General features: G+C 69.6%; 23 protein-coding genes. All 23 read right to left on the bottom strand.

Annotation, left to right across the window (positions count from 1 at the left end; all coding sequences use genetic code 11):
* Window positions 1–464: 464 nt before the first annotated feature.
* The 23 genes from ABD256_RS39855 to ABD256_RS39745 all read right to left on the bottom strand — a co-directional run bounded on the left by ABD256_RS39855 (window position 465) and on the right by ABD256_RS39745 (window position 24,897).
* Window positions 465–791 (bottom strand): DUF6204 family protein, encoded by a 327-nt coding sequence (locus ABD256_RS39855; protein WP_344430834.1) that lies wholly within the window; start codon window positions 789–791, stop codon window positions 465–467.
* A 558-nt stretch (window positions 792–1,349) separates the two neighbouring features.
* The gene (nuoN, locus tag ABD256_RS39850) at window positions 1,350–2,924 is read right to left on the bottom strand and encodes an NADH-quinone oxidoreductase subunit NuoN (RefSeq protein ID WP_344430832.1); all 1,575 of its coding nucleotides are present in this window, start codon (window positions 2,922–2,924) and stop codon (window positions 1,350–1,352) included.
* Window positions 2,925–2,927: 3 nt separating this feature from the next.
* The gene (locus ABD256_RS39845; RefSeq protein ID WP_344430830.1) at window positions 2,928–4,517 is read right to left on the bottom strand and encodes an NADH-quinone oxidoreductase subunit M; all 1,590 of its coding nucleotides are present in this window, start codon (window positions 4,515–4,517) and stop codon (window positions 2,928–2,930) included.
* The gene (nuoL, locus tag ABD256_RS39840) at window positions 4,514–6,424 is read right to left on the bottom strand and encodes an NADH-quinone oxidoreductase subunit L (RefSeq protein ID WP_344430828.1); all 1,911 of its coding nucleotides are present in this window, start codon (window positions 6,422–6,424) and stop codon (window positions 4,514–4,516) included. The genes ABD256_RS39845 and nuoL overlap by 4 nt, the downstream gene beginning before the upstream one ends.
* A 16-nt stretch (window positions 6,425–6,440) precedes the next feature.
* A complete protein-coding gene (nuoK, locus tag ABD256_RS39835) occupies window positions 6,441–6,740 on the bottom strand; it encodes an NADH-quinone oxidoreductase subunit NuoK (protein WP_215548101.1) in 300 nt (99 codons plus the stop codon).
* The gene (locus tag ABD256_RS39830; RefSeq protein WP_344430822.1) at window positions 6,737–7,585 is read right to left on the bottom strand and encodes an NADH-quinone oxidoreductase subunit J; all 849 of its coding nucleotides are present in this window, start codon (window positions 7,583–7,585) and stop codon (window positions 6,737–6,739) included. Before ABD256_RS39830 ends, nuoK begins: the two co-directional genes overlap by 4 nt.
* Entirely contained in the window at window positions 7,582–8,157 is a 576-nt protein-coding gene (nuoI, locus tag ABD256_RS39825) for an NADH-quinone oxidoreductase subunit NuoI (protein WP_344430820.1), read from the bottom strand. Before nuoI ends, ABD256_RS39830 begins: the two co-directional genes overlap by 4 nt.
* The gene (gene nuoH, locus ABD256_RS39820) at window positions 8,144–9,502 is read right to left on the bottom strand and encodes an NADH-quinone oxidoreductase subunit NuoH (RefSeq protein ID WP_344430818.1); all 1,359 of its coding nucleotides are present in this window, start codon (window positions 9,500–9,502) and stop codon (window positions 8,144–8,146) included. The genes nuoI and nuoH overlap by 14 nt, the downstream gene beginning before the upstream one ends.
* Window positions 9,499–11,967 (bottom strand): NADH-quinone oxidoreductase subunit G, encoded by a 2,469-nt coding sequence (locus tag ABD256_RS39815; protein ID WP_344430816.1) that lies wholly within the window; start codon window positions 11,965–11,967, stop codon window positions 9,499–9,501. Before ABD256_RS39815 ends, nuoH begins: the two co-directional genes overlap by 4 nt.
* On the bottom strand, window positions 11,964–13,265 hold the full coding sequence (gene nuoF, locus ABD256_RS39810; protein WP_344430814.1) for an NADH-quinone oxidoreductase subunit NuoF: 1,302 nt from the start codon (window positions 13,263–13,265) through the stop codon (window positions 11,964–11,966). The genes ABD256_RS39815 and nuoF overlap by 4 nt, the downstream gene beginning before the upstream one ends.
* Entirely contained in the window at window positions 13,265–14,143 is an 879-nt protein-coding gene (gene nuoE, locus ABD256_RS39805; RefSeq protein WP_344430812.1) for an NADH-quinone oxidoreductase subunit NuoE, read from the bottom strand. The genes nuoF and nuoE overlap by 1 nt, the downstream gene beginning before the upstream one ends.
* Window positions 14,140–15,504 (bottom strand): NADH-quinone oxidoreductase subunit D, encoded by a 1,365-nt coding sequence (locus tag ABD256_RS39800; protein WP_344430810.1) that lies wholly within the window; start codon window positions 15,502–15,504, stop codon window positions 14,140–14,142. Before ABD256_RS39800 ends, nuoE begins: the two co-directional genes overlap by 4 nt.
* Complete coding sequence (locus ABD256_RS39795; protein WP_344430808.1) at window positions 15,501–16,274, bottom strand: NADH-quinone oxidoreductase subunit C; 774 nt, start codon at window positions 16,272–16,274, stop codon at window positions 15,501–15,503. Before ABD256_RS39795 ends, ABD256_RS39800 begins: the two co-directional genes overlap by 4 nt.
* A gap of 6 nt (window positions 16,275–16,280) precedes the next feature.
* Entirely contained in the window at window positions 16,281–16,835 is a 555-nt protein-coding gene (locus ABD256_RS39790) for a NuoB/complex I 20 kDa subunit family protein (protein WP_344430806.1), read from the bottom strand.
* A gap of 3 nt (window positions 16,836–16,838) precedes the next feature.
* On the bottom strand, window positions 16,839–17,249 hold the full coding sequence (locus tag ABD256_RS39785; protein WP_344430838.1) for an NADH-quinone oxidoreductase subunit A: 411 nt from the start codon (window positions 17,247–17,249) through the stop codon (window positions 16,839–16,841).
* Between the two features lie 866 nt (window positions 17,250–18,115).
* The gene (locus tag ABD256_RS39780) at window positions 18,116–19,414 is read right to left on the bottom strand and encodes a geranylgeranyl reductase family protein (RefSeq protein WP_344430804.1); all 1,299 of its coding nucleotides are present in this window, start codon (window positions 19,412–19,414) and stop codon (window positions 18,116–18,118) included.
* A gap of 5 nt (window positions 19,415–19,419) precedes the next feature.
* A complete protein-coding gene (locus ABD256_RS39775) occupies window positions 19,420–20,127 on the bottom strand; it encodes a demethylmenaquinone methyltransferase (RefSeq protein ID WP_344430802.1) in 708 nt (235 codons plus the stop codon).
* A 63-nt stretch (window positions 20,128–20,190) separates the two neighbouring features.
* Entirely contained in the window at window positions 20,191–20,658 is a 468-nt protein-coding gene (locus tag ABD256_RS39770) for a MarR family transcriptional regulator (RefSeq protein WP_344430800.1), read from the bottom strand.
* Window positions 20,659–20,704: 46 nt separating this feature from the next.
* Window positions 20,705–21,535 carry an SDR family oxidoreductase gene (locus ABD256_RS39765; RefSeq protein ID WP_344430798.1) on the bottom strand — a complete coding sequence of 277 codons (831 nt, stop codon included), beginning with the start codon at window positions 21,533–21,535 and terminating at the stop codon, window positions 20,705–20,707.
* Between the two features lie 75 nt (window positions 21,536–21,610).
* On the bottom strand, window positions 21,611–22,204 hold the full coding sequence (locus tag ABD256_RS39760) for an NADPH-dependent FMN reductase (protein ID WP_344430796.1): 594 nt from the start codon (window positions 22,202–22,204) through the stop codon (window positions 21,611–21,613).
* On the bottom strand, window positions 22,201–22,641 hold the full coding sequence (locus ABD256_RS39755; protein ID WP_344430794.1) for a MarR family winged helix-turn-helix transcriptional regulator: 441 nt from the start codon (window positions 22,639–22,641) through the stop codon (window positions 22,201–22,203). Before ABD256_RS39755 ends, ABD256_RS39760 begins: the two co-directional genes overlap by 4 nt.
* Window positions 22,642–22,673: 32 nt before the next feature.
* The gene (locus tag ABD256_RS39750) at window positions 22,674–23,777 is read right to left on the bottom strand and encodes a glycosyltransferase (RefSeq protein WP_344430792.1); all 1,104 of its coding nucleotides are present in this window, start codon (window positions 23,775–23,777) and stop codon (window positions 22,674–22,676) included.
* Window position 23,778: 1 nt separating this feature from the next.
* A complete protein-coding gene (locus ABD256_RS39745; RefSeq protein ID WP_344430790.1) occupies window positions 23,779–24,897 on the bottom strand; it encodes a glycosyltransferase family 4 protein in 1,119 nt (372 codons plus the stop codon).
* Between the last annotated feature and the right edge of the window lie 146 nt (window positions 24,898–25,043).

Below are 25,043 nucleotides of genomic sequence, written 5' to 3'. Positions count from 1 at the left end.
CCTCAACTGGCTCACCCCCAAAGAAAAACTCACCATGCTACTGTCCTAAATAGAGCATGTTGCGACCACCGCATGAATCCGCCCGTCCTTCGGGGCATCTATGTCCCCGAAGGCGTCCTTGAGGGCATGCGCCGGGACTTCGCAGCTCGTGTCTCTTTCTCGTTTCCGTGCTGACGCCCCGGAAGGGGGCCCTCAGAGACGTGAGTGTCGCGGATCTGGCCTTCGCGGCCTGCCCTTCGCGGATCCGGCCTTCGGGGCTTGCCCTTCGCGGACCTGGCCTTCGGGGCTTGCCCTGCTCCAGGCCGCATGCCCCGAAGGGGCCCTTGAGGGAATCTGACGCCGCAAAGGGCACCTTCGGGGCATAAGCAGCACCATGCCGCGCACCGCGAAGGGCGAGAGCGCGGCGTCAGATGCCGTGAAGGTCACCTTCGGGGCATAACGCGAGCGCCCGCCCGGGAGGCGATTCAGCGCTTGCGTTTGATCTTGATGGTGTCCATGCAGGTCGGGGCGGACGTCAGGTCGCGGTACGGGTAGCCGTGCGCATCCAGGCACTCCATCGCCATCAGCTCGGCCTGGTCCTTCGCGTCCTGGTCGGCGCCGGGGCCGGGATCGGTGCGCACCACGCAGCGGAACGAAAAGGAGCCGAGGTGCTCGCTGTAGGCCAGCGAGCCCTCCTCGGTGAACTTCAGCCGCGGGAAGCCGTCCTTGCCCAGCTCCGCCAGCAGCCGTGCCCTGGTCTCCTCGTCCGGCCGGTCGAACTTGCCGGTGACCAGCACCCGATACGTCAACATGCCCCGAAAATACAGATCCGTATCCGAATACGCGACCGGATATCGATCGCGCGCTGCCACGCCCTGAAGGCGTCCTTCGGGGACCCTGATGCCGCGAAGGACGCCTTCCGGGGCGCCGGACGCCCCGATCCCGCCCTTCACGCGCTCGGCTTTCGCGGGCCGCATGCCCTGAAGGGCGCCTTGCGGGAATCCGACGCCGCGAAGGTCACCTTCAGGGCATGCCCCTTGCCACGCCGTTCACCACGAGGGGCGAGTCCGCGGCGTCAGATGCCCTGAAGGCGTCCTTCGGGGACCCTGATGCCGCGAAGGACGCCTTCCGGGGCGCCGGACGCCCCGATCCCGCCCTTCACGCGCTCGGCTTCCGCGGGCCACATGCCCTGAAGGGCGCCTTGCGGGAATCCGACGCCGCAAAGGTCACCTTCAGGGCATGCCCCTTGCCACGCCGTTCACCACGAGGGGCGAGTCCGCGGCGTCAGATGCCCTGAAGGCGCCCTTCGGGGACCCTGATGCCGCGAAGGACGCCTTCCGGGGCATAGCGCCGGGCCCCGGGAACGGAGATCAGAGCGCGAAGCCGCCCGCGCCCGCCCAGTTCAGCGCGAACGACGGGACCACGCCCAGCAGCAGCGTGACGATCACGCCCAGGGTGATCGCGACCGTGGTGAACGCACCCGGCACCGAAACCGTCGGCCCCGTCTCGGACGGCTCCGAGAAGTACATCAGCACGATCACCCGCAGGTAGAAGAACGCCGCCACGGCGCTCATCACCAGTGCGATCACGACCAGCGGCGCCATGCCGTCGGACAGCGCGGCCGAGAACACCACGAACTTGCCGACGAATCCGCTCGTCAGCGGGATCCCGGCCAGCGCGAGCAACAGGAACGTGAACACGCCGGCCAGCAGCGGCGACCGCTTCGCGAGCCCCGCCCATGCCGAGAGGTGCGTCGCCTCACCGTTGGAGTCGCGGACCAGGCTCACCACGCCGAACGCCGCGAGCGTGGTGAAGCCGTAGGCCAGCAGGTAGAACAGCGTGCCGGACAGGCCCTTCTCGGTCATCGCGATGGTGCCGACGAGCAGGAACCCGGCGTGCGCGATCGACGAGTACGCGATCATGCGCTTGACGTCGGTCTGGGTGAGGCCGAGCACCGCGCCGATGATCATCGAGATGATCGCGACGCCCCACAGCACGCCGCGCCATTCCCAGCTCGTCGACTCGAACCCGACGGTGAGCACGCGCAGGATCCCGCCGAACGCGGCGACCTTGGTGCACGCCGCCATGAACGCGGTGACCGGGGTCGGCGCGCCCTGGTAGACGTCGGGCGTCCAGGTGTGGAACGGGCCGACCGAGCCCTTGAACAACAGGCCGACGATCAACAGCCCCAGCCCGGCGAACAGCATCGTGTCGGAGCGGTCGGTGCCCGCGGCCGCGGTCGCGATGTCGGCGAGCTTGACGGAGTTCGCGTAGCCGTAGAGCAGCGCGATGCCGTACAGGAAGAACGCCGACGAGAACGCGCCGAGCAGGAAGTACTTCACGGCCGACTCCTGCGAGAGCAGGCGACGGCGGCGAGCGAGGCCGCACATGAGGTACAGCGGGAGGCTGAGCACCTCGAGCGCGATGAACATGGTGAGCAGGTCGTTGGCCGCGCAGAAGGTCATCATGCCGCCGAGCGCGAACAGCGTCAGCGGGAAGACCTCGGTCTGCATGCCGGTGGTGCCCGCCTGCGCGCGGTCCTGGATGGTGCCGGGCCGGATCGCCGCCTGCGCGACGAACGCGCCGCCCGGCTCGACCGACCGGTCCGCGATCAGCAGCACCGCGCCGAGTGCCAGCGCGAGCAGCGTGCCCCACAGGAACAGCGCGGGCCCGTCCACCGAGATCGCCCTGCTCAACGTGGTGACGCCCTGTTTGGGCGTGCTGTCCGCGGTGGCGTAGAGCGCGAGCGCGACACCGGCCGCCGCGATCGTGACGACGCTGAGGAAGACCTGGCCGGGCCAGCGCATGTGCTTGGGCAGGAACGCCTCGAACAGCACGCTGATGCACGCCGCGCCGAACACGATCAGCACCGGCAGGATCGCCGCGTACGCGATGGGCGGCGCGGTGATCTGCTGCGCGGGCTGCGCGAGGAAAAGGTCGAGCATGGGTTACTTGCCTCCCTGCTGGACAACCGAGGACAGGGTTGCCTGCACAGATGGGGTGATCGTGTCCAGCACGGGTTTCGGGTAGACCCCGAGCCCGATGATCAGCACGACCAGCGGGGCCAGCACGGCGATTTCCTTGCCCCCGAGATCGCGGATGCCCTTCTTGGCCCCGAGTTCCGGCGCGATCGCGGTACCCGGCCCTCCGCCGGCGCCCAGCATCGCGTCACCGCGGACCGGGCCCTGCATCACGCGCTGGTAGAGCCACAGCACGTACGCCGCGGCGAGCACCATGCCGATCGTCGCGAGGATCGCGTACACCGGGCGCGTGGTGAAGGAACCCAGCAGCACCAGGAATTCGCTGATGAACGAGTTCGTGCCCGGCAGGGACAAAGTGGACAGTCCGGCGATCAGCAGCATGCCGCCGAGCACCGGCGTCACCTTCGCCATCCCGCCGTAGTCGGAGATCCGGGTCGACCCGCCGCGCCGCACGATCATGCCGACCACCACGATCAGCATCCCGGTGGCGAGGCTGTGGTTGAGCATGTACGACACCGAGCCGACCATCGCGGGCTCCGACGACAACGTCTCGGTTTCGCTGCCCGAGGTCGGGAACGAGAAGATGCCCAGCGCGATGAACCCGAAGTGCGCGATCGACACGTACGCGATGAAGCGCTTCATGTCGGTCTGGCCCGCGGCGAGGATCGAACCGTAGAGCACCCCGAGCACGGCGAGCACCAGCACGAGCGGGGCCAGGGTCTTGCTGGCTTCGGGGAACATCGGGATGCAGTAGCGCAGGAACCCGAAGGTGCCGACCTTGTCGAGCACGCCGACGAGCAGCACCGCGACGCCGATCGGCGCCTGGCCCGCCGCGTCGGGAAGCCAGGTGTGCAGCGGAACCAGCGGCGCCTTGATCGCGAAGGCGAGGAAGAAGCCGAGGAACAGCCAGATCTGCGTGCTCGCGGGCGCGTCCCGCACCACGGTCACCAGCGTCGCCCAGTCGAACGTGCCCTGGCCGAGCTTGTCCGACGCGAGCGAGTACGCGCCGATCGCCGAGGCCAGCATGATCAGGCCGCCGAGGAACGAGTACAGGAAGAACTTCACCGCCGCGTACTGGCGGTTCGCGCCGCCGTAGCCGCCGATGAGGAAGTACATCGGGATCAGCATGATCTCGAACAGCACGTAGAACAGGAACACGTCGGTCGCGGCGAACACCGCGATGGTCAGCGCCTGCTGCACCAGGATCAGCGACAGGAACCCGCCGGCGCTGCGGCCTTCCGGCAGTTTGTCCGTTGAGGACAGTGCGCCGATCACGATCGGCACCAGCAGCGCGATGACCGCGATCATCACCAGCGCGATGCCGTCCATGCCGAACGAGAGGTGGATGCCGAACCCGGGGATCCAGTCCATCGACGTGGTCTGCTGCAACCGCGGCCCACCGGGGCGGTAGCTCGCCCACAGCGGGATGATCAGCAGCAGCTCCAGAATCCCGAAGCCGAGCGCGACCCTGGTCGCCAGCTTGTCGTCGCCGCGAAGTCCACTGAGGACGATCGCGCCGACGAGCGGCAACAGGATGAGGACTAACAGCCAGGTCATGAGAACCTCACCAACAGGAGCGCGGCGATGATCAGGAACGAACCGCCGAGCATCGACAGTGCGTAGGAGCGGACGAAACCGGTCTGCATGCGGCGCAGGCGCCCGGATCCGCCACCGAGCCCGGCGGCGATCCCGTTGACGACACCGTCGACGCCCCGGTTGTCCACGTACACCAGCGCGCGGGAGAGCCAGGTGCCGGGACGGGCGACCAGCGTCTCGTTGAGCGCGTTGCCGTAGAGGTCCTTGCGGGCCGCGCGGACCGGGAACGACACGTTCTCCGGGCGCTCGACCGGGGTGTCGCGCCTGCCGACGACCAGCCAGGCGACGAGGACGCCGAGCGCGGACAGCGCGACGGTCAGCCACGGGATGGCCGCGTGCGGGATCACCGTGTGCTCGAACTCCTCCAGCGGGCCGAGCGACGGGGCGAGCCATTCGGAAAGCCGGTCGCCGAGCGCGAAGAACGCGCCCGCGCCGACCGAGCCGATCGCCAGCACGATCATCGGCACGGTCATGCTCGACGGCGACTCGTGCGGGTGGAAGTCCCTGCCGTCACTGCTCTTGATGTCCTTCCAGCGGGCCTTGCCGAAGAAGGTCATCAGCACCAGCCGCGTCATGTAGAACGCGGTGAGCGCGGCACCGAGCATCGCGGCGAGCCCGAACACCCAGCCCTTCCAGCCTTCCTGGCCGAACGCGGCTTCGATGATCGCGTCCTTCGAGAAGTAGCCGGACAGGAACGGGAAGCCGATCAGCGCGAGGTAGCCGAGGCCGAAGGTGACGAAGGTGATCGGCATCTTGCGCCACAGCCCGCCGAACTTCCGCATATCGACCTCGTCGTTCATGGCGTGCATGACCGAACCGGCGCCGAGGAACAGCCCGGCCTTGAAGAAGCCGTGCGTGAGCAGGTGCATGATGCCGAGTGCGTAGCCGAACGGGCCGAGGCCGACGGCGAGCATCATGTAGCCGATCTGGCTCACCGTCGAATAGGCGAGCACCTTCTTGATGTCGTCGTAGGCGCAGCCGATGACGCACCCGATCAGCAGCGTGACCGCGCCGACGAGGGTGACCACCAGCCTCGCGTCGGCGGTCTCGTTGAAGATCGGGTTCGAGCGGGCGACGAGGTAGACGCCCGCGGTGACCATGGTGGCCGCGTGGATGAGCGCGGAGACCGGGGTGGGGCCTTCCATCGCGTCCGGGAGCCAGGCCTGCAGCGGGAACTGGCCCGACTTGCCGCAGGCGCCGAGCAGGAGCAGCAGCCCGATCGCGGTGACCACGCCCGCCGGCATGTTCCCGACCGCGGCGAACACCTCGGTGTAGCCGGTGCTGCCGACGTACTTCCACATCAGGAAGATCGCGATCGCCAGCCCGACGTCGCCGACGCGGTTCATCAGGAACGCCTTCTTCGCCGCGGTGGCCGCGGCCGGGCGCTCCTGCCAGAAGCCGATCAGCAGGTACGAGGCGAGGCCGACGCCCTCCCAGCCGAGGTACAGCGTCACGAAGCTGTTGCCCAGCACCAGAACCAGCATCGAGGCGACGAAGAGGTTCAGGTAGGCGAAGAACTTCCGCCGCTCGGCGTCATGCGACATGTAGCCGATCGAGTAGAAGTGGATCAGCGCGCCGACGCCGGTGATCAGCAGGACGAAGGTCACCGACAGCGGGTCGATCCGCAGCCCGAAGTCGACCTGCAGCGCGTCCACCGGGATCCACGAGAACAGCTTCGTGTCGGTGACCCGGTTCGCGGCGTCCTCGCCGGTGGTGCCGAAGAACAGCACCACACCGTACACAAAGGACAGTACGACGGTGGCGCAGCCGAGCAGGTGCCCCCAGCCGTTCGTCCGTTTCCCGCCAACCAGCAGAATGAGCGCGCCGAGGGCAGGAAAGGCCACCAACAGCCACGATGATGCGGTCAAGGTTTTCCCCTAGGCCCTAGTACTTCAGCAGGTTCGTGTCGTCGACCGAGGCGGAGCGCCGGGTCCGGAAGATCGACATGATGATCGCCAGCCCGACCACGACCTCCGCCGCGGCGACGACCATCACGAAGAACGCCATCACCTGGCCGTCGAGGCCACCGTTGATCCTGGCGAACGTGACGAGCGTGAGGTTCACCGCGTTGAGCATCAGCTCGACGCACATGAACACCACGATCGCGTTGCGCCGCACCAGCACGCCGACCGCGCCGATCGCGAACAGCAGCGCCGAAAGCAGCAGGTAGTAGGTGGGGGTCACTTCTCTTCACCCTCCTCGGTGCCCACGAGCGCGTGCGCGTCCGGTTTGGCCTCCTCGCCCTTGACCTGCTTGCGCTCGGCGTCGAGGCGGATGGCCGCGGTGTTCTCGATCAGCTCGGACAGCGACTCCGGCGCGACCGACCCGTCCGGCAGCAGCGCCGGGGTGGCGACGGAGTTGGCGGTGGCGAACACGCCGGGGCCCGGCTTCGGCGACGGGCGCTCGTACTCGCCGCGGAACCGCGCTTCGACGAGTTCCTTCTGCGACCGCTTGCCGCCCTTGGCGTGCCGGTCGGTGAAGGCCAGCACCATCGCGCCCATCGCGGCGGTGATCAGCAGCGCCGAGGTGAGCTCGAACGGGAACAGGTAGTCGGTGAAGATCAGCCGCCCGAGCCCGCCCGCACCGCCGCCCTGCGGGGTCGCCGGGTCGAGCGGCGGTGCCGGGGTGACGTTCGACAGCGACCGCACCAGCGCGCCGACGACGATGCCCGCGATGCCGATGCCGAGCACGGCCGCGGCGAGCCGCTGCCCGCGCAGCACTTCGACCACGGAGTCCGAGGAATCCCGGCCCGCCATCATCAGCACGAACAGGAACAGCATCATGATCGCGCCGGTGTAGACGATGATCTGGGTGAACCCGAGGAACGGCGCGTTCTGGATCATGTAGAGGATCCCGAGCGTCAGCATGGTCAGCACGAGCCACAGCGCGGAGTGCACCGCGTTGCGCGCGAAGATCATGCCCAGTGCGCCCGCCAGTGCGATCGGCGCGAGGATCCAGAACGAGATCGCTTCACCCGTTGTGACCGCAGTGGACAGTGTCGGGGCCTGCGCGAGGAAACTGGCGATCATTGCATCGCCTTCTCTGAAGAGCCTTCAGCGGGTTCGGCGGTGTCACCCTCGGGCACGCCGCGTCCCTTGGCGAGTTCGGGGCCGTTGACGTAGTAGTCCTGCTCGTTGTCGCCGAGCCGCATCGGGTGCGGCGGCTGCTCCATGCCCGGCAGGAGCGGGGCGAGGAGGTCTTCCTTGGTGTAGATGAGCCGCTGGCGGTCGTCGTCGGCGAGCTCGTAGAAGTTGATCATCGTCAGCGACCTGGTCGGGCACGCCTCGATGCACAGCCCGCAGCCGATGCAGCGCAGGTAGTTGATCTGGTAGTCGGCGCCGTACCGCTCGCCCGGCGAGTAGCGGGCTTCCTCGGTGTTGTCGCCGCCTTCGACGAAGATCGCGTCCGCGGGGCACGCCCACGCGCACAGCTCGCAGCCGACGCACTTCTCCAGCCCGTCCGGGTGCCGGTTGAGCTGGTGCCGCCCGTGGTAGCGCGGGGCGGCCGGGGCGCCTGCCTCGGGATACTCCTCGGTGGCGACCTTCTTGAACATCATCCCGAAGGTGACGCCGAAGCCCTTTACGGGATCAAAGAACCCCATCAGTGCCGTCCTTTCCCGCCGCCGACACGGCCTCGGGTTGCTTCTTGCTCGTGCGTGCCTTCGCGCGCAGCGCCTTGCGGCGCGGCGTCGTCTCCGGGACCGCAAGGTCGAGCGGGGGCAGCGGGTAGTCGCTGCCGGTCACCGGCACGGCTTCGGTGTCGCGGATTTCCTTCTCCGGCAGCAGCAGCGCCAGCAGCACGATCACCACGACCACCACGCCGCCGATGACCAGGCCCTTGCCGGTGGAGAAGCCGCCGGTGTTCTGCACCGCGCGCACCGTCGCGATCACCAGGATCCACACCAGGTTCGCCGGGACCAGTACCTTCCAGCCCAGCTTCATGAACTGGTCGTAGCGGTACCGCGGGAGCGTGCCGCGCAGCCAGATGAACCCGAACAGCAGCAGGAAGGTCTTCGCGAAGAACCACAGCACCGGCCACCAGCCGGTGTTGAGCACGTTGTCCGCCGAGACGAACGGGAACTTCCAGCCGCCGAGGAACAACGTCGTCGCGAACGCCGAGACGATCACCATGTTGACGTACTCGGCGAGGAAGAACATCGCGAACTTCATCGAGCTGTACTCGGTGTGGAACCCGCCGACCAGCTCCGACTCGGCCTCCGGGAGGTCGAACGGCGCGCGGTTCGTCTCGCCGACCATCGAGATCACGTAGATCACGAAACTCGGGAGCAGGAGGTAGAAGTACCAGCCGCTCTGCTGCGCGTCGACGATGGCGCCGGTCGACAGCGAACCCGAGTAGAGGATGACCGCGACGATCGACAGGCCCATCGCGATCTCGTAGGAGATCACCTGCGCCGCCGAGCGGAGCCCGCCGAGCAGCGGGTACGGCGACCCGGACGACCAGCCGGCGAGGACGATCCCGTACACCCCGATCGACGAGCAGGCGAGGATCACCAGCACGCCGACCGGCAGGTCGACGAGCTGGAGCACGGTGCGCTCGCCGAAGATCGAGACCTCGGGCCCGAACGGGATCGCGGCCAGCGCGATCAGCGCCGGCACCGCGGAGAGCACCGGTGCCAGGAAGTACACCTTGCGGTCGGCGGTGTCCGGGATGATCTGCTCCTTGAACGGGAGCTTGATCGCGTCGGCCAGTGACTGCAGGTACCCGCCGGGGCCGACCCGGTTAGGGCCGGGCCGGTTCTGCATGCGGCCGACCGCCTTGCGCTCCCAGACGATCAGGAAGATCGTCAGGATCGGGCCGATCAGCAGGATCACCACGGCCTTGAGCAGGATCAGCCAGAACGGGTCGTCCGCGAGCAGCTGCGCCCGCGTCATCGGCTCCGGTCCTTGCGCCAGTAGCGGTCCTGCCTGAGCCAGCAGCGGGCTCATCGCTCACCTCCGCTGAGTGACACCACGGCGCCGTGCCCGGCACCGAGGTCACGCCGTACCGCGCTGCCGTCCGAATTGGACGGTAGCCACACCACGCCGTCGGGCAGGTCGGCGACCTCCACCGGCAGCGTGATCGAGCCACGGCCGGTCGAGACGGTCACGCTCCGGTGCCCGTTCGCCGTGCTTTCGGACAGCCTGGCCATGACCCTGCGGCGCGTGCCAGCCAGGTGCGGCTCGTCGTCCTGCAGCGAGCCGTTGTCCAGGAGCTGCCGCCAGGTCGCGAGGACCACTTCGCCTTCGCCCGGCTGCGCGCGGCTCGCGCCCGGAGCGGGGGGCTCGTAAGCCCTTGGCGCGGCGGATGCGCCGAGCCGGGCGAGATCACCCGCCGCGGCCGCGGTGGTCTGGGTGTAGAGGTCGACGTCCATCTCGACGGCGAGGGTGTCGAGCACCCGGCAGTCCGGCAGCGCGCCGGTGCCTTCCAGGGTGATGTCGAACTCGCGGCGGCGGCCTTCCCAGTTGAGGTAGCTGCCGGACTTCTCGACCGCGGGCGCGATCGGGAGCACCACGTCCGCGTGCTCGGTGACCGCGCTCACCCGCAGTTCGAGGCTCACCACGAACCCCGCGTTGCCCAGTGCCCGCAGCGCGAGCGCCGGGTCCGGCAGGTCGGCCGGGTCGACGCCGCCGACGAGCAGCCCGTCGAGCTGGTGCGTCGCCGCCGCCTCGACGATTCCGGTGAGGTCCCGGCCCGGCTGCGCGGGAAGCGTTGCGCCCCAAGCCTTTTCGACCTCGGCGCGGGCCGCGTCGTCGTCCACGCGACGGCCGCCGGGGAGCAGCCCCGGCAGCGCGCCGGCCTCCAGCGCGCCCCGTTCCCCCGCGCGGCGCGGGATCCACGCGACGCGGGCGCCGGTGCGCTCAGCCAGCGCGTGCACCGAGGAGAACAGCCCCGGGACCTCGGCGGCGCGCTCGCCGACGAGGATGACCGCGCCCTCGGAGGCGAGCGCCTCGTCGAGGTCCTTGGCGTGGGTGGCGATCGCGTCCAGCGCCGCCGCCTCCTCGCCGGGCACGCAGGCGAGCAGTTCGCCGAAGGTCTTGCGGACCGACGAGGTGGTCCACTGTCCCAAGTGGACGACCTTGGTGCGGTTCGCGCGCGCCGCCTTGCGCAGCCGCAGGAAGACGATCGGCGCCTCCTCCTCCGGCTCGAACGCGACGCACAGCACGGTGCGGGCGCGCTCGATCTCGCCGAAGGTGACGCCGTTGTCCGGCGACGTGCCGACGACCCGCGAGGACAGGAACGCCAGCTCCTCGGCGGAGTGCGCCCGCGCGCGGAAGTCGATGTCGTTGGTGCGCAACGCGATCCGCGCGAACTTCGAGTACGCGTAGGCGTCTTCGACGGTCAGCCTGCCGCCGGGGAGCACGCCGACGCCCTTGCCGTCACGGGCCTTCGCGAGCCCTTCGGACGCGGCGCGCAGCGCGTCGGTCCAGGAAGCCTCTTCCAGCTCACGGGTTTCCGGGTTGCGGACCAGCGGGCGCCGGATCCGGTCGCCTGCCTGTGCGTACCGGAACGCGAAGCGGCCCTTGTCGCAGATCCACTCCTCGTTGACCTCGGGGTCGTCGCCCGCGAGCTTGCGGGTGACCTTGCCGCGGCGGAAGTCGGTGCGCTCGGCGCAGCCCGACGAGCAGTGCTCGCACACGCTCGGCGCGGACACCAGGTCGAACGGCCGCGACCGGAACCGGTACGCGGCGCTGGTCAGCGCGCCGACCGGGCAGATCTGGATCACGTTGCCGGAGAAGTACGACTGGAACGGCTGGCCGGAACTCGTCCGCGAAGCCAGGTCCAGTACGTCCGCGGTCTCGGCGGTGCCGATCTGCTGGTGCGCGCCGCGTTCGAGCAACTCGATGAACGGGTCACCGGCGATCTGCGCGGAGAACCTGGTGCAGCGCTGGCACAGCACGCAGCGCTCGCGGTCGAGCAGCACCTGCGACGAGATCGGCAGCGGCTTCGGGAACGTCCGCTTGGTGTCGACGAACCGGGACTCCGCGCGCCCGTGCGCGAGCGCCTGGTTCTGCAGCGGGCACTCGCCGCCCTTGTCGCAGATCGGGCAGTCCAGGGGGTGGTTGATGAGCAGCAGCTCCATCACCCCTTGCTGGGCCTTGTCGGCGACCCCGCTGGTGAGCTGCGTCTTCACCACCATGCCGTCGGCGACCGTCATCGTGCACGAGGCCTGCGGCTTCGGCATCGGGCGGCCGCCCATCTCGACCTCGACCAGGCACTGGCGGCAGGCGCCCGCCGGGTCGAGCAGCGGGTGGTCGCAGAACCGCGGGATGACCGTGCCGAGCCGTTCCGCGGTGCGGATCAGCAGCTCGCCCTTCGGTGCGATGACCTCTTCGCCGTCGATGGTCAGCTTGACGTGGCCTTCGGGGACCGGGGTCTCCTCGGCCTTCGTCGGCTCCTGGGTCACCGTCATGCCTGTGCTCCAACCAGTTCAGGCTTGGCCTTGTTCTTTTCGCCCTTGTTCAATTCACAGAGCGCGAGGAACTCCTCGCGGAAGTACTTGATGCCGCTGGTGATCGGCGACACCGCGCCGTCACCGAGCGCGCAGAACGAGCGGCCGAGGATGTTGTCGCAGACGTCGAGAAGGGTGTCGATGTCCTCCTCGGTGCCGTGGCCTTCGACCATGCGCTCCAGCACCTGCGCGAGCCAGTACGTGCCCTCGCGGCACGGCGTGCACTTGCCGCACGACTCGTGCTCGTAGAACTGGGTCCACTTCATCACCGCCCACGGCACGGAAACGGTCTCGTTGAAGACCATCACCGCGGTGGTGCCGAGCATCGAACCGGCCTCGGCGGCGCCTTCGAAGTCGAGCGGGGTGTCGAGGTGGTCGGCGGTGAACATCGGCGTCGACGACCCGCCCGGCGTCCAGAACTTGAGCGGGATGCCGTCCTTCATGCCCCCGGCCATTTCCAGCAGCTCGCGCAGCGTCGTCCCCAGTGGACACTCGTACTGGCCGGGGTTCTCGACGTGCCCCGAGATCGAGTAGATCTTCGGGCCGGGCGACTTCTCGCGGCCCATCTGGCGGAACCAGTCGGCGCCCGCGTTGACGATGAACGGCGCGCTCGCGATCGTCTCGACGTTGTTGACCGTGGTCGGCGCCGCGTAGAGCCCGGCGGCCGCGGGGAACGGCGGCTTCAGGCGGGGCTGCCCGCGGCGGCCCTCCAGCGAGTCGAGCAGCGCGGTTTCCTCACCGCAGATGTAGGCGCCCGCGCCCGCGTGCACGGTGATCTCGATGTCGAAACCCGAGCCGAGCACGTTCTTGCCGAGGTACCCGGCCTGCTTCGCCTCGCGCACCGCCGCGTTCAGGCGGCGGATGCAGTGCAGTGCCTCGCCGCGCACGTAGATGAAGCAGTGGTGCGACCGCATCGCGTACGAGGCGATGACGCAGCCCTCGATGAGCGAGTGCGGGTCCGCCATCATCAGCGGAATGTCCTTGCAGGTACCGGGCTCGCCCTCGTCGGCGTTGATCACGAGATAATGCGGCTTGTCCTCGTTCGGGGGCATGAACGACCACTTCACGCCCGCCGGGAAACCCGCGCCGCCGCGGCCGCGCAGGCCCGCGTCCTTGATGAGCTGCACGAGCTGTTCCGGCGTGCCCCGCAGTGCCTTGCGCACCGCGGTGTAGCCCTCCAGCCGCTCGTAGGTTTCGAGCTTCCAGGACTCCGGCGAAAGCCACCGCTTGGTGAGCACCGGCGTGATCGGATCAGCCATTACTTCTTCTCCCCGTCTTTAGGGGGCAGCGTGGGAAGCGGAACGTCCTGCGCCGCCGGGGCGACCCAGCCGCGGTCCTGCGCGAGTGCCGCGCCACGCAACGTCTCGACCGCCGCCGACGGGCCGTCGACGTCACCGCGGTAGGTCGCCTCGTCCTCCGGGAAGAACCCGGCGAGCTGCAGTTCGGCGCCCTTGAAATCGCTCAACGGGGCGCCGCGCGTCGGTGCGGGCTTCTTGCCTGCCCGCAGCGCGTCGACCAGTGCGACCGCTTTTTCCGGCGTCTGGTTGTCGAAGTACTCGTAGTTGACCTGGAGCACCGGACCGAGATCGCACGCGGCGAGGCACTCGGCGTGCTCGACGGTCAGCGACCCCGGCTCGCCGGGCTCACCGACGGTTTCCTCGTGCCCCAACGGTTTCCCGTCCTCGCCGAGGTGCTCCTGCAGGGTTCGGTAGATCCGGTCGCCACCGAGCGCCGCGCACAGCGTGTTGGTGCAGACGCTCACCAGGTGCTCGCCGCACGGGCGGCGCTTGTACATGGTGTAGAACGTCGCGACCGCGCTGACCTCGGCGTCGGACAGGCCGAGCTGCCTGCCGCAGAAGGCGATGCCCTCCTGGCTGACGTAGCCCTGCACCGACTGCACCAGGTGCAGCATCGGCAGCAGCGCCGACCTCGACTGCGGGTACCGCGAGATCAGGTCCTTGGCCTTGGTGTGGACGTCCTCGCCGAAGATGTCCTCCGCCGGAGCGTCGGCGAGGATGCCCTCGGCCGCGGCCGGGTCCGGCGCGATGCCCACCACGTCGGTGTCGGGGCCCGCGGCGGCGTGCGTCGTCGCCGCGCCGCGCGGTCCCGGCTCCGGGACTGCCGTCGGGTTGGTCATCGGTCCACTCCCCCCATCACCGGGTCGATCGAAGCGACCGCCGCGATCACGTCGGCGACCAGGCCGCCTTCGGCCATCGCGGGCATCGCCTGCAGGTTCACGAAACTTGGTTCCCTGATGTGCACGCGCAGCGGCCGGGTGCCGCCGTCGGACACCAGGTGCGCCCCCAGTTCGCCGCGCGGCGACTCCACCGGCGCGTACGCCTGGCCCGCCGGCACGTGGAAGCCCTCGGTCACCAGCTTGAAGTGGTGGATGAGCGACTCCATCGACTGGCCCATGATCTTGCGGACGTGTTCGAGCGAGTTGCCCATGCCGTCGCTGGAGATCGAGAGCTGGGCGGGCCACGCGACCTTCTTGTCCTCGACCATCACCGCACCGGGCTCCAGCATCTTCAGCACCTGCTTGATGATCCGCAGGCTCTGGTGCATCTCCTCGACGCGGATCAGGTACCGCGCCCAGCAGTCCGCGTCGGTCGAGGTCGGCACGTCGAACTCGACCTCGTCGTAACGCGAGTACGGCTGCGTCTTGCGCAGGTCCCAGGCCAGGCCCGCCGAGCGCAGCACCGGGCCGGTGATCCCGAGCGCGAGGCACCCGTCGACCGGCAGGTACCCGACGTCCTTGAGCCGGTTGCGCCAGATCGGCTGGCCGGTGAAGAGCTTGTCGTACAACGGAAGGCGCTCTTCCATCGTCTTGACGAACTCGGTCACGGCCTCGTGGTAGTCGTCCGGCATGTCCTGCGCGAGCCCGCCCGGCCGGATGAACGCGTGGTTCATCCGCAGCCCGGTGAGGTGCTCCAGCAGGTGCAGCACGACCTCGCGCTCGCGGAACCCGAGCGTCATCGCGGTGGTGGCGCCCAGCTCCATGCCGCCGGTGGCGATGTAGACGAAGTGCGAGCCGATGCGGTTGATCTCCAGCAGCAGGATGCGCAGCAGCTCGGCGCGCGGCGGCGCCTTGATGCCGAGCAGCTTCTCCACCGCGAGGCAGTACGCCATCTCGGTGGACAGCGGCGCCAGGTAGTCCATGCGCGTCACGAACGTGACGCCCTGGGTCCAGGTGCGGTACTCGCAGTTCTTCTCGATCCCGGTGTGCAGGTAGCCGATGACCGAGCGGAGCTGGGTGACGGTCTCGCCCTCCATCTCCAGCACGAGCCGGAGCACGCCGTGCGTCGACGGGTGCTGCGGGCCCATGTTGATGACCATGCGCTCGTCGTGCTGCGCGTCGGACAGGACGTCGTCCCAGTCGCCGCCGGAAACCGTGTAGACGCGGCCTTCGGTGGTTTCGCGCGAATCCGCGTAGGCGGGGCCGCTTCCGGCGCCTTCGTACTCGGTGGCCCCGCTCGCCGTGGTGTCGCTAGTGGTCACGAGTACGACCTCCGCTGATCCGGGGGCGGGATCTCCGCGCCCTTGTACTCCACCGGGATCCCGCCGAGCGGGTAGTCCTTGCGCTGCGGGTGGCCGTCCCAGTCGTCCGGCATCAGGATCCTGGTCAGCGCCGGGTGGCCGTCGTAGACGATGCCGAACATGTCGTATGCCTCCCGCTCCTGCCAGTCGGCGGTCGGGTAGACCTCCACAATGGACGGAAGGTGCGGGTCCTCGATGTCGAGCGTCACCTCGAGGCGGATGCGCCTGCGGTAGGTCATCGACGTCAGGTGGTACACCGAGTGCAGCCGCTGCGGCACGTCCACGCCGTAGTCGACGCCCGAGACCGAGCTGCACAGCTCGAACCGCAGGCCCGCGTCGTTGCGCAGCGTCCGGCAGATCTCCAGCAGGTGCTCGCGCCGCACGTAGAAGGTGATCTCGTCGCGGTCGACGGTCACCTGCTGGACGGCCTCGGCGGGGATGCCGTTGTCGGCGAGCGCGGCGTAGAACTCGTCGGCGAACTCGTCGAACCAGCCGCCGTAGGGCCGCTCGGCGGGCGGCGCGGTGTGGGCTGGCAGGCGAAGGCCGCCGTAGCCCGAGGTGTCACCGCTGCCGGAGACGCCGAACATGCCCTTGCGCTGCTTGCCCGCGACGACGGGTTCGGCGGCCTCGGCGGGACGGGTACCGGCGGGCTGGAGCGCGTCGCCGCCCGCGGCGTCACCGGGACGCTCGGCGCTCGACTGCTCGCCGCCGGTTTCCGGGGTGTCAGGCATCGGGGGTCAGCCCTTCTTCTTCGCGTACTTGATCGAAGACGGGACCAGCTCGGTGCGCGCGCCGCTGGCGGCCCGCAGCGCCGCGCGGCGCGCGTTGATGGGCTCGTCCTGGATCTTGGCGTGCAGCTTGAGGATCGCGTCGAGCAGCATCTCCGGCCGCGGCGGGCAGCCGGGGAGGTACATGTCGACCGGCACGATGTGGTCGACGCCCTGCACCACGGCGTAGTTGTTGAACATGCCGCCGGAGGAGGCGCAGACGCCCATCGCGAGCACCCAGCGCGGCTCGGCCATCTGGTCGTAGATCTGGCGGAGCACCGGCGCCATCTTCTGCGTGACCCGGCCGGCGACGATCATCAGATCGGCCTGGCGCGGGGTGGCGCTGAAGCGCTCCATGCCGAAGCGCGCGATGTCGTAGCGGGAGCCGCCGACCGTCATCATCTCGATCGCGCAGCAGGCGAGGCCGAAGGTGGCCGGCCACAGCGAGTTCTTCCGCGCCCAGTTCACCAGTCCTTCGAGGCTGGCCAGCAGGATGCCGTTGGGGAGCTTTTCTTCGAGACCCATCGTTTAGTTCCAATCCAGCCCGCCGCGACGCCACACGTAGGCGTACGCGAAACCGACGGTCGCGATGAACAGGACGATCTCCACCAGCCCGAACATGCCGAGCGCGTTGGCGGAGACCGCGAACGGGTACAGGAACACCATCTCGATGTCGAAGAGGATGAACAGCATCGCGGTGATGTAGTACGCGACCGGCATCCGGCCGCCGCCCACCACGGGCTGCGGCGAGGGTTCGATCCCGCACTCGTACGCCGAGAGCTTCGCCTTGTTGTACCTGCTCGGCCCGACGAGGGGCCCCAGCAGCACCGAGAGCACCGCGAACGCAGTGGCGAGGACGAAGAGCAGGACGAGCGGGAGGTACATGCCGAGCCCCGGCGACGGAGCCCCCTGTGCCACCTGCTCGGTGACTTCCAACATCAGCACGGGTTTCGCCGTCCTTTCCGCGCTGTGATCTGTACGCACTACCTCGGCGGCACCCTAAGGGACCTAGGTCACACGTCCGAGGGTTAGGGCACCCTTACTGGCTGTGTTCAGCCACTTCCCTTCCTGGCGGCGGCGCTTGTGAAATAGTTCACAAGCGATCCGTCGAAGTTGTGAAGCGGTTCACAAAGCATGGGGTGAGTGTAGGACGCGACTCACATCCTTGTCGCCAGCCCCCGTGGTATAAGGCTTACCTAACTTCCAGCGGCCCGTTCGGGGCCCGCAAGCCGCAGACCAGCACGAAAAGCCCGGCGCAGGGGTACAAGCCGGACACGCGTCATGTGAGCTATCCCACTGCATGATCAATACTTGCGGCGCAACATCGCGGGCGCTCCCCCTTACCCGCACCTACTCCGCCCCCGTTTTTTTGCCCCTGAAGGCCACCATCACGGCACTCAACGCCCCAAACGTTCCCTTCGCACCCGCCATGCCCCGCGCCGCCACCGCCCCAAATGCCGGCCCCGTCCGCCCACTCGCCCGCCGACAACGTTTAGCCCGCTAACTGCACTCAGCGCCCCACCCACATCGCCCACCTACAGAAGCCAGCAGCACACCCGCCCACCTACCGAAACTCCGCTCGCCCGCCTACCCCCGAGTGCCGCGAGGTCCGGGCCGTCAGGCCCGGCCATTGCCAGGCCGACCACCACTGCGACCCGGCGCGCCCCGCGCGCCGGAAGCGTGCAGTCGGTCGCAGGGCCCCCTGGGCCCTCTAAATTTGCGATGGCGGGGGCGCCCCGCGACCAACCGGCGGGTCACCTCGAGAGCCGCGCCCCCGGCAGCGCAAATTTTGCCGACCGATAAAATTACCGCGGCGAAGGCGTCAGCCGTGCCGCGCTAGCGATCAGGCGGTCCACGCCATCGCCGCCCTTGGCGTCGTAGCAGCCGGAGAGTCCCTTGTAGATCAGCGGGATGAGCTTGTTGATCCGCAGCCCGTACTTGGTGGCGGCGCGCATGACCTTGGGGTTGCCGATGGCCTTGGCGAAGAGGTTCCCGAGCCGGTAGTAGCCGCCCATCATGTCCTTGAGCGCCACCGGGTACCCCTCGAGCGCGCGTTCGCGGGACGGGCCTTCGGGGCGGGCGAGCGCCTGCAGCACGAATTCGGCGGCGAGCTGCGCGGATTCCATCGCGGCCGAGATGCCTTCGCCGTTGAAGGGGCTGACCATGCCGCCCGCGTCGCCGAGCAGCAGCAGGCCGTCGCGGTAGTGCGGGGTGCGGTTGAAGCCCATCGGCAGCCCGGCGCCGCCGACCTTGCCGACCGCGTTCTCCTCGCGGTAGCCCCATTCCTCCGGCGTCCCGTCGAGCCACTGCTTCAGGAGCGCGCGGTAGTCGGTGCTGCGGAACGCCTTCGACGTGGAGAGCATGCCGAGCCCGACGTTGACGGTGCCGTCGCCGAGCGGGAACGCCCAGCCGTAGCCGGGCAGCAGCTTGGGGTCGCGCGGGTCGCTGCGGTCCCACAGTTCGAGGTGGCCTTCGATGAACGGGTCGTCGTGGCGAGGGCTCTTGTAGTACCGCCGCACGGCGACGCCCATGGGCCGCTTCTCGTGCTTCTCGATGCCGACGCTCAGCGCGAGGCGCGCCGAAACGCCGTCGCAGGCGAGGACGAGCGGCGCGCGGTAGCTCACCGGCGTCTTGTCGGGGCCCGCCTTGGCTTCGACGCCGATCACGCGGCCCGACCGCTCGTCGGTGATCGCGCCGGTGACGGTGGTGCGCTCGTACAGCCGGGCGCCCGCCTTCTGCGCGGTCTTCGCCAGCAGGTCGTCGAAGTCGTGGCGGGTGCGCGAGACACCGTACGGCGGGTAGCTGGTGAGATCGGGCCAGTCGAGTTCGAGGGTCAGCTCGCCGGTGAGGATGCGCAGGCCGGTGCTGTGCACCCAGCCCGCTTCCTGGCTGGTGTCGATGCCGAGGTCGATGAGCTGCTTCACGCCGCGCGGGGTCAGCCCGTCACCGCACACCTTCTCGCGCGGGAAGGCGGTCTTTTCCAGCAGCAACACGTCCACGCCGGCGCGGGCGAGGTAGGTGGCCACGGTCGAACCGGCCGGACCGGCGCCCACGACGATGACCTCGGCGTCGGTGTCGCCACCACGGCGGGAGGAAACGCTCATGCTGGTCAGTCTACGGGCGGGGTCGCTTCGGGCTTCGTGGCGCGATGCACCGCGACCACGCCGAACGTGAGGTTCAGCCACTCGACGTCGCGCCAGCCCGCGGCGGCGATGATCTCCGCGAAGTCGCGCTGCTTCGGCCATTCCAGCATGGATTCCGCCAGGTAGGCGTACGCGTCGGGGTTCGACGAGAAGCGGCGCCCGACCCAGGTCATCAGCCGCAGCATGAACCTCCGGTAGACGAACCTGATCGGCGGAAATGTGGGCGTCGACACTTCGCAGATCACGAGCCTGCCGCCGGGCCGCACCACGCGCGCGAGCTCGACGAGCGCGGCCTTGGTGTCGACGAAGTTGCGGATGCCGAGGCTGATGGTCGCGGCGTCGAAGCTGCCGTCGGCGAACGGCAGGTGCAGCGCGTCGGCGGCGACCATCGGCACCTCCCGGTGCAGCCCGGCCTGCAGCATGCCGACCGAGAAGTCCGCGGCGAGACACCACGCGCCCCCTCGCGCGTACTCGGTGGTCGAGACCCCGGTACCCGCCGCGAGGTCGAGCACGCGCTCGCCGCGGCGGGCGTCGAGCACCCTCGACGTCGTCGTCCGCCATCGGCGGTCGAACCCGAACGTCATGAAGGAGTTCGCCCGGTCGTACCGGGACGCGACGCCGTCGAACATGGCGGCGACCTCGTGTGGGTCCTTGTCCAGACTCGCCCTCGACATGGCGCGAGCCTAGCCGAGCCGCGCTGAGACCCGCCCACCCGCGCCCGTCGAGTCCACAGTGGACTATTCGGGCCGGTCGCGGAGTACCGCGACCTGGCGCCGCTGCAGGTCCACCTGGTCGCGGACGAAACCGAGCAGCAGCCGAAGCTGCCCCGGCGAATACTCCGCGAGCTGCCGTTCGGTCTCTTCGACGGTCTCGCCCCACAGCTCCGCGGCGATCCGGTGCGTCCGTTCGGCGGCCTTGACGACCACCCGGCGCCGGTCCGCGTCGTCACGCGCTCGCTCGGCGTATCCGGCCTTGACCAGCCGGTCGACGGCGAAGGTCAGCGCACTCGGCGCGAGCCCGGCCAGCGCGGCGAGGTCACCGGCGCTCAACGGCCCGCGAGCGACCAGGTAGGCCAGGCAGCGCGCGTCCGTGCGGTTGAGCCCGAGCCGCTCGCTCACCGCCTGGTCGACCTCGTCGGTGACGTTCTGCAGATCGGTCACGGCCAGCATCAGCTCCTCAGCCAGCCGCTCCGGTTCGCCCGCCACCCGTATCCGCTCCCGCCGTGTCCGCGGGTCGCAGGATACCCGGCGGTTACCCGAAGTCGGCCGCGTGCTCCGCGGCCCAGTCCGCGAAACCGCGCGGCGGCCTGCCGGTGACCTCCTCCACTACACCGGTCGGCACGTACGGCCTTGCCACCGCGGCGGCGAGCTGACCGAGCACCGCGTCGACGATCGGCGCCGGCGCGTACCGCGTCATCTGCTCACGGGCCTCGTCTGCGGCGATCTCCGCGAAGGTCAAGGACCGGCCGAGCGCGGCGCCGATGAGCCGGAGCTGGTCGGCGTGCGTGATCGCGGCCGGGCCGGTGAGGGCGTACTTCGCGCCGTGATGCCCGTCGCCGACAAGCGCCTCGACAGCGACGTCCGCGACATCGCGCTCATGAATCGGCACCGTGCACGCGAGCGGGAACGGCGCGCGCACGACATCGCCCTCGGCGATCTGGGGTGCCCAGTGCAGGGCGTTCCCGGCGAGTTCGTTGGGCCGCAGGAAGGTCCATTCGAGACCGGAAGCCGCGATCGCGGCTTCGAACCGGTGGTGCCGCACCGCGACCTCGTCCGGCTGGACGGGCACCCCGTCCAGCACGTCGGCCGTGGACAGCAGCACCACCCGCCGCACCCCCGCCCGCTCGAACCGCTCGACGACCTCGGCGGGCGCACCGCCCATCGCCATCAGATAGACAGCTTCGACGCCGTTCAGGGGTAACCCCGCCGGTTCGGCCAGGTCGCCGCGGGTGACTTCGGCACCGGGCGTGATCCCCGCCGCGGCGGGGTCCCTCGTCATCGCTCGGACCGACAGGCCGCGCGCGAGCAGCCCGCCCACGACGTGCCTGCCGATGTTTCCGGTCGCGCCGGTCACCAAGATCATAAACACTTCCCAGTTAGTCCAATAATTGGAATAACTGGAGACTAAGGGAACACGCTTCGCGTCGTCAACCAGGAGTCAGGCCGCCCGGACGGTCTTCAGCGCGACGGCGTAGCGAACCAGGTCGGCCAGTGCCTTCGGCACGAACGCGGCCACCCGGTCCGCCCAGTCCGAAACCTCGGTGACGGTACCGTCCGCCGCGAGCAGGCGGTCCGCGTTCGCCAGCGGCAGGCTTTCCGGCAGCGGCAGCATGCCGACTTTGCTCAGCGTGAGCCGCAGTTCGTTGCCCGCGATGGTGCCGCCGTGCCGGGTGCTCGAATAGGACAGGATCGCGGCGGGCTTGCCGTACGCCTCGCGGGCAAGGAAGTCCAAGGCGTTCTTGAGCGCGGCCGGGACCGTGTGGTTGTACTCCGGGGTGAGGAAGTAAAACCCGTCGGCGTCGCGCACGTCCTGCAACCACCGGTGCACCGAGGGCGCGGGCACCCGGTCCGGATTCGCCAGCGGGGCAAGCGTTTCGTCGAAGAACGGCAGCGGGTAGTCCGCGAGGTCGAGCACGGTGAACGCGGCACCGGGCACGAGCGCGGCCCGTGCCGCGACGAACCGGCACACGCGGTCGCCGAGCCGTCCCGGCCGCGTGCTGCCGAGCACGATCGCGATCCGCGGCCCGCTCATCGGCGCTCCTCCTGTTCCAGCAGCTCGCACAGGGTCTTGAGCGTGCGGCCTGTGGTGACGACGTCCCTTTTGGACAGATGCGGCCGCGACAGCTCCTCGTATTCCACCTGCACCGCACGGCCCCGCTCGACCAGCGCCCGCCCCGCCGAGGTCAGTTCGAGCGCGTTTTCCCGGCGCGACACCGGCGAACTCCCGATCGTCAGCCAGCCTTCCCGCCGCGCGTTCGCCACATGACGGCTGACCGCGCCCTTCGTGAGGCTGAGCAGATCGGCGATCGCCTGCTGCGACGGCGTCTCGGCCGCGTCGGAAATGGTCCGCAGCACGAGGAACTGTGTGCGCCCGATCCCGATCCGCTCGGTGAACCTCCGCTCACCGGCGCGCTCGCTCAGCAGCGCGGCACGGTGCAGGTACCGCATCAGCTCCCGGTATTCATCCACAGTCGACAGTTTACGAATGAACTGTTCACACGTCAACCAAGGGCGGCGAGCATACCGCGCACCGAAACCGGCCAGGCGAACTCCTCCGCCCGCGCCCGCGCCGCCGCGCGCCGCAGGTCCTCCGGGCTTTCGAGCAGGCCCGCCACCGCGGAGGCGAACGCGGGCGCGTGGTCGTCGACCGCGGCACCGCAGCCGGGCTGGACGATCTCCCGCAGCGCCGAGGACGCGGACACCACCACCGGCGTGCCGGAGGCCAGCGCCTCCAGCGCGGCGAGCCCGAATGTCTCATGTGGACCGGGCGCGAGTGAAACATCCGCACTGGCAAGCAGTTTCGCCACATCACTGCGATCGGAGACGAAGCCGAGGAAGGTCACCGGAAGCCCGCGCGCCCGCCGTTCGAGCGCACGGCGGCGCGGCCCGTCACCCGCCACCACCAGCCGCGCGGCGACACCCGCACCGGTCAGCGCCGCGATCGTGTCGACGCTGCGCTCCACGTGCTTCTCCGGCGAAAGACGTCCACAGTGGACGATCAAGGTGTCGGCGCCGCCGGACAGCGTGCGCCGCCAGCCCTCGTCGCGCAGCTTCGGCGCGAACGCCGTCAGGTCCACCCCGAGCGGCACGCGCAGCACGTTCGGCGTGGCGATCCGGTCGAACTCCGCGCGGGCGAAGGTCGTCGTGCACACCACCGTGTCGTAGCTGCCGGCCATCCTCCGGTTCGCGGCGTCGGCGACGCGGCGCGCCACCGGCGGCGACACCAGGAACTGCTCGAGCAGCCGGTCGAGCCGCTCGTGCGAGATCACCACGCTCGGCACGCCGTGGCGGCGCGCCCACGTGCCCATCCCGCGCAGCGTCAGCCGGTCGGACACCTCCAGCCGGTCGGGTTCGAGCCGCCGCAGCACCGCGCGCACCCGGTGCGGGTCGACCGCGCGGTAACCGCCGGTCGCCGGGATGCGGGGCGCCGGAAGGGAAAACCGGCGAACACCGGTCGGCAGCCATTCGTCGGCGTACCGCGGGCCAGGCACCACGAGCGTCACCCGGTGTCCACATGCGACATACCCGGCGCCGAGGTGGTTCAGCGCCGTCCTCAGTCCACCCGAGCGAGGTCCGTAGAAGTTCGCCAGCTGGACGATGTGCATGTCACGCCGCTCGCGCCACGTTTCCCCGCACCGCCTCGTAGTGCTCGACGAGCTCGCGGCACACCGCGGGCCACGTTCTGCCGAGGACGGTCTGCCGCGCCTTCTGGCCGAGACGCTCCCGCAACGCCGGGTCCCGCAGCGCGGTGACCTTGTCCACCAGCTCGGCCGCGAACTCGGCGCGCCCGGGTGCCAGCAGGTACCCGGTGCGGCCGGGCAGCACGAGGTCCTTCGGGCCGCCCGCGCGGGGTGCGAGCACCGGCAGGCCCGACGCCATCGCCTCCTGCACGGCCTGGCAGAACGTCTCGTGGGTGCCGGTGTGCACGAACACGTCGAGGCTGGCGTACGCGGTGGCGAGCTCGGCGCCGTACTTCGCGCCGAGGAACGCCGCACGCGGCAGGCGTTCGCGCAGGTTCTCCAGCTCCGGCCCGTCGCCGACCACGACCACGCGAACACCGTCGACGCCGTCGAGCGCGGCCAGCCGGTCGACCTCCTTCTCCGGCGCCAGCCTGCCGACGAACCCGACGAGCAGCTCACCGTCCGGCGCGAGCGCCGCCCGCAGCGCGGGATCCCCGTGCTCGGGCGAGAACTGCCCGATGTCCACGCCGCGGCCCCAGCGGTGCACGCGGGGCACGCCGTGGTCCCGCAGCTCGGCCATCGATTCCGTGGACGGCGCGAGCGTGCGGTCCGCCTTGCTGTGCAGCCGCCGCACCCAGCGCCACGCGGCACGCGCGCCGAGCCCGAGGCCGTACGCGGTGGCGAACCCGGCGATATCGGTCTGGTACACCGCGACCGAGGGAACCCGCAGCCTGCGCGCGGCGGCGAGCCCCCGCGCGCCGACGACGAACGGCGACGCGAGGTGCACCACGTCGGGCCGGAACCGGGTCATCGCGGTGAGCACGGTCCTGGTCGGCAGCCCGATCGGCAGCGAGTTGACCACCGGCAGCTCAAGCGCCGGGATTCTCACCACGGGCGCGCCGCGGTACTCGCCGGGACCGGCGCCCGGCGCGATCACGAGCACGTCGTGCGCGCGGTCACGCAGGTGCTCGACGACCCGCAGCACGGAGTTCGTCACGCCGTTCACCTGCGGAAGGAAGCTTTCGGTGACTATCGCGACTCGCACGCCTCGCACTGTGGCACGCCAGTTTCGTCGCACGGCGACCGTCACGTGACACCGACACCAACGCTTCCCCAACTTTGCCGACGGCGCGCTCAAGATCCGCTCAAGATCCGCTCAAGATCACCGACCGCCGGCGGATCAGCGAACAC

This window comes from Amycolatopsis minnesotensis (assembly GCF_039529815.1).
Lineage (GTDB): Bacteria > Actinomycetota > Actinomycetes > Mycobacteriales > Pseudonocardiaceae > Amycolatopsis > Amycolatopsis minnesotensis.
This window is presented reverse-complemented; position numbering and strand designations above follow the sequence as displayed.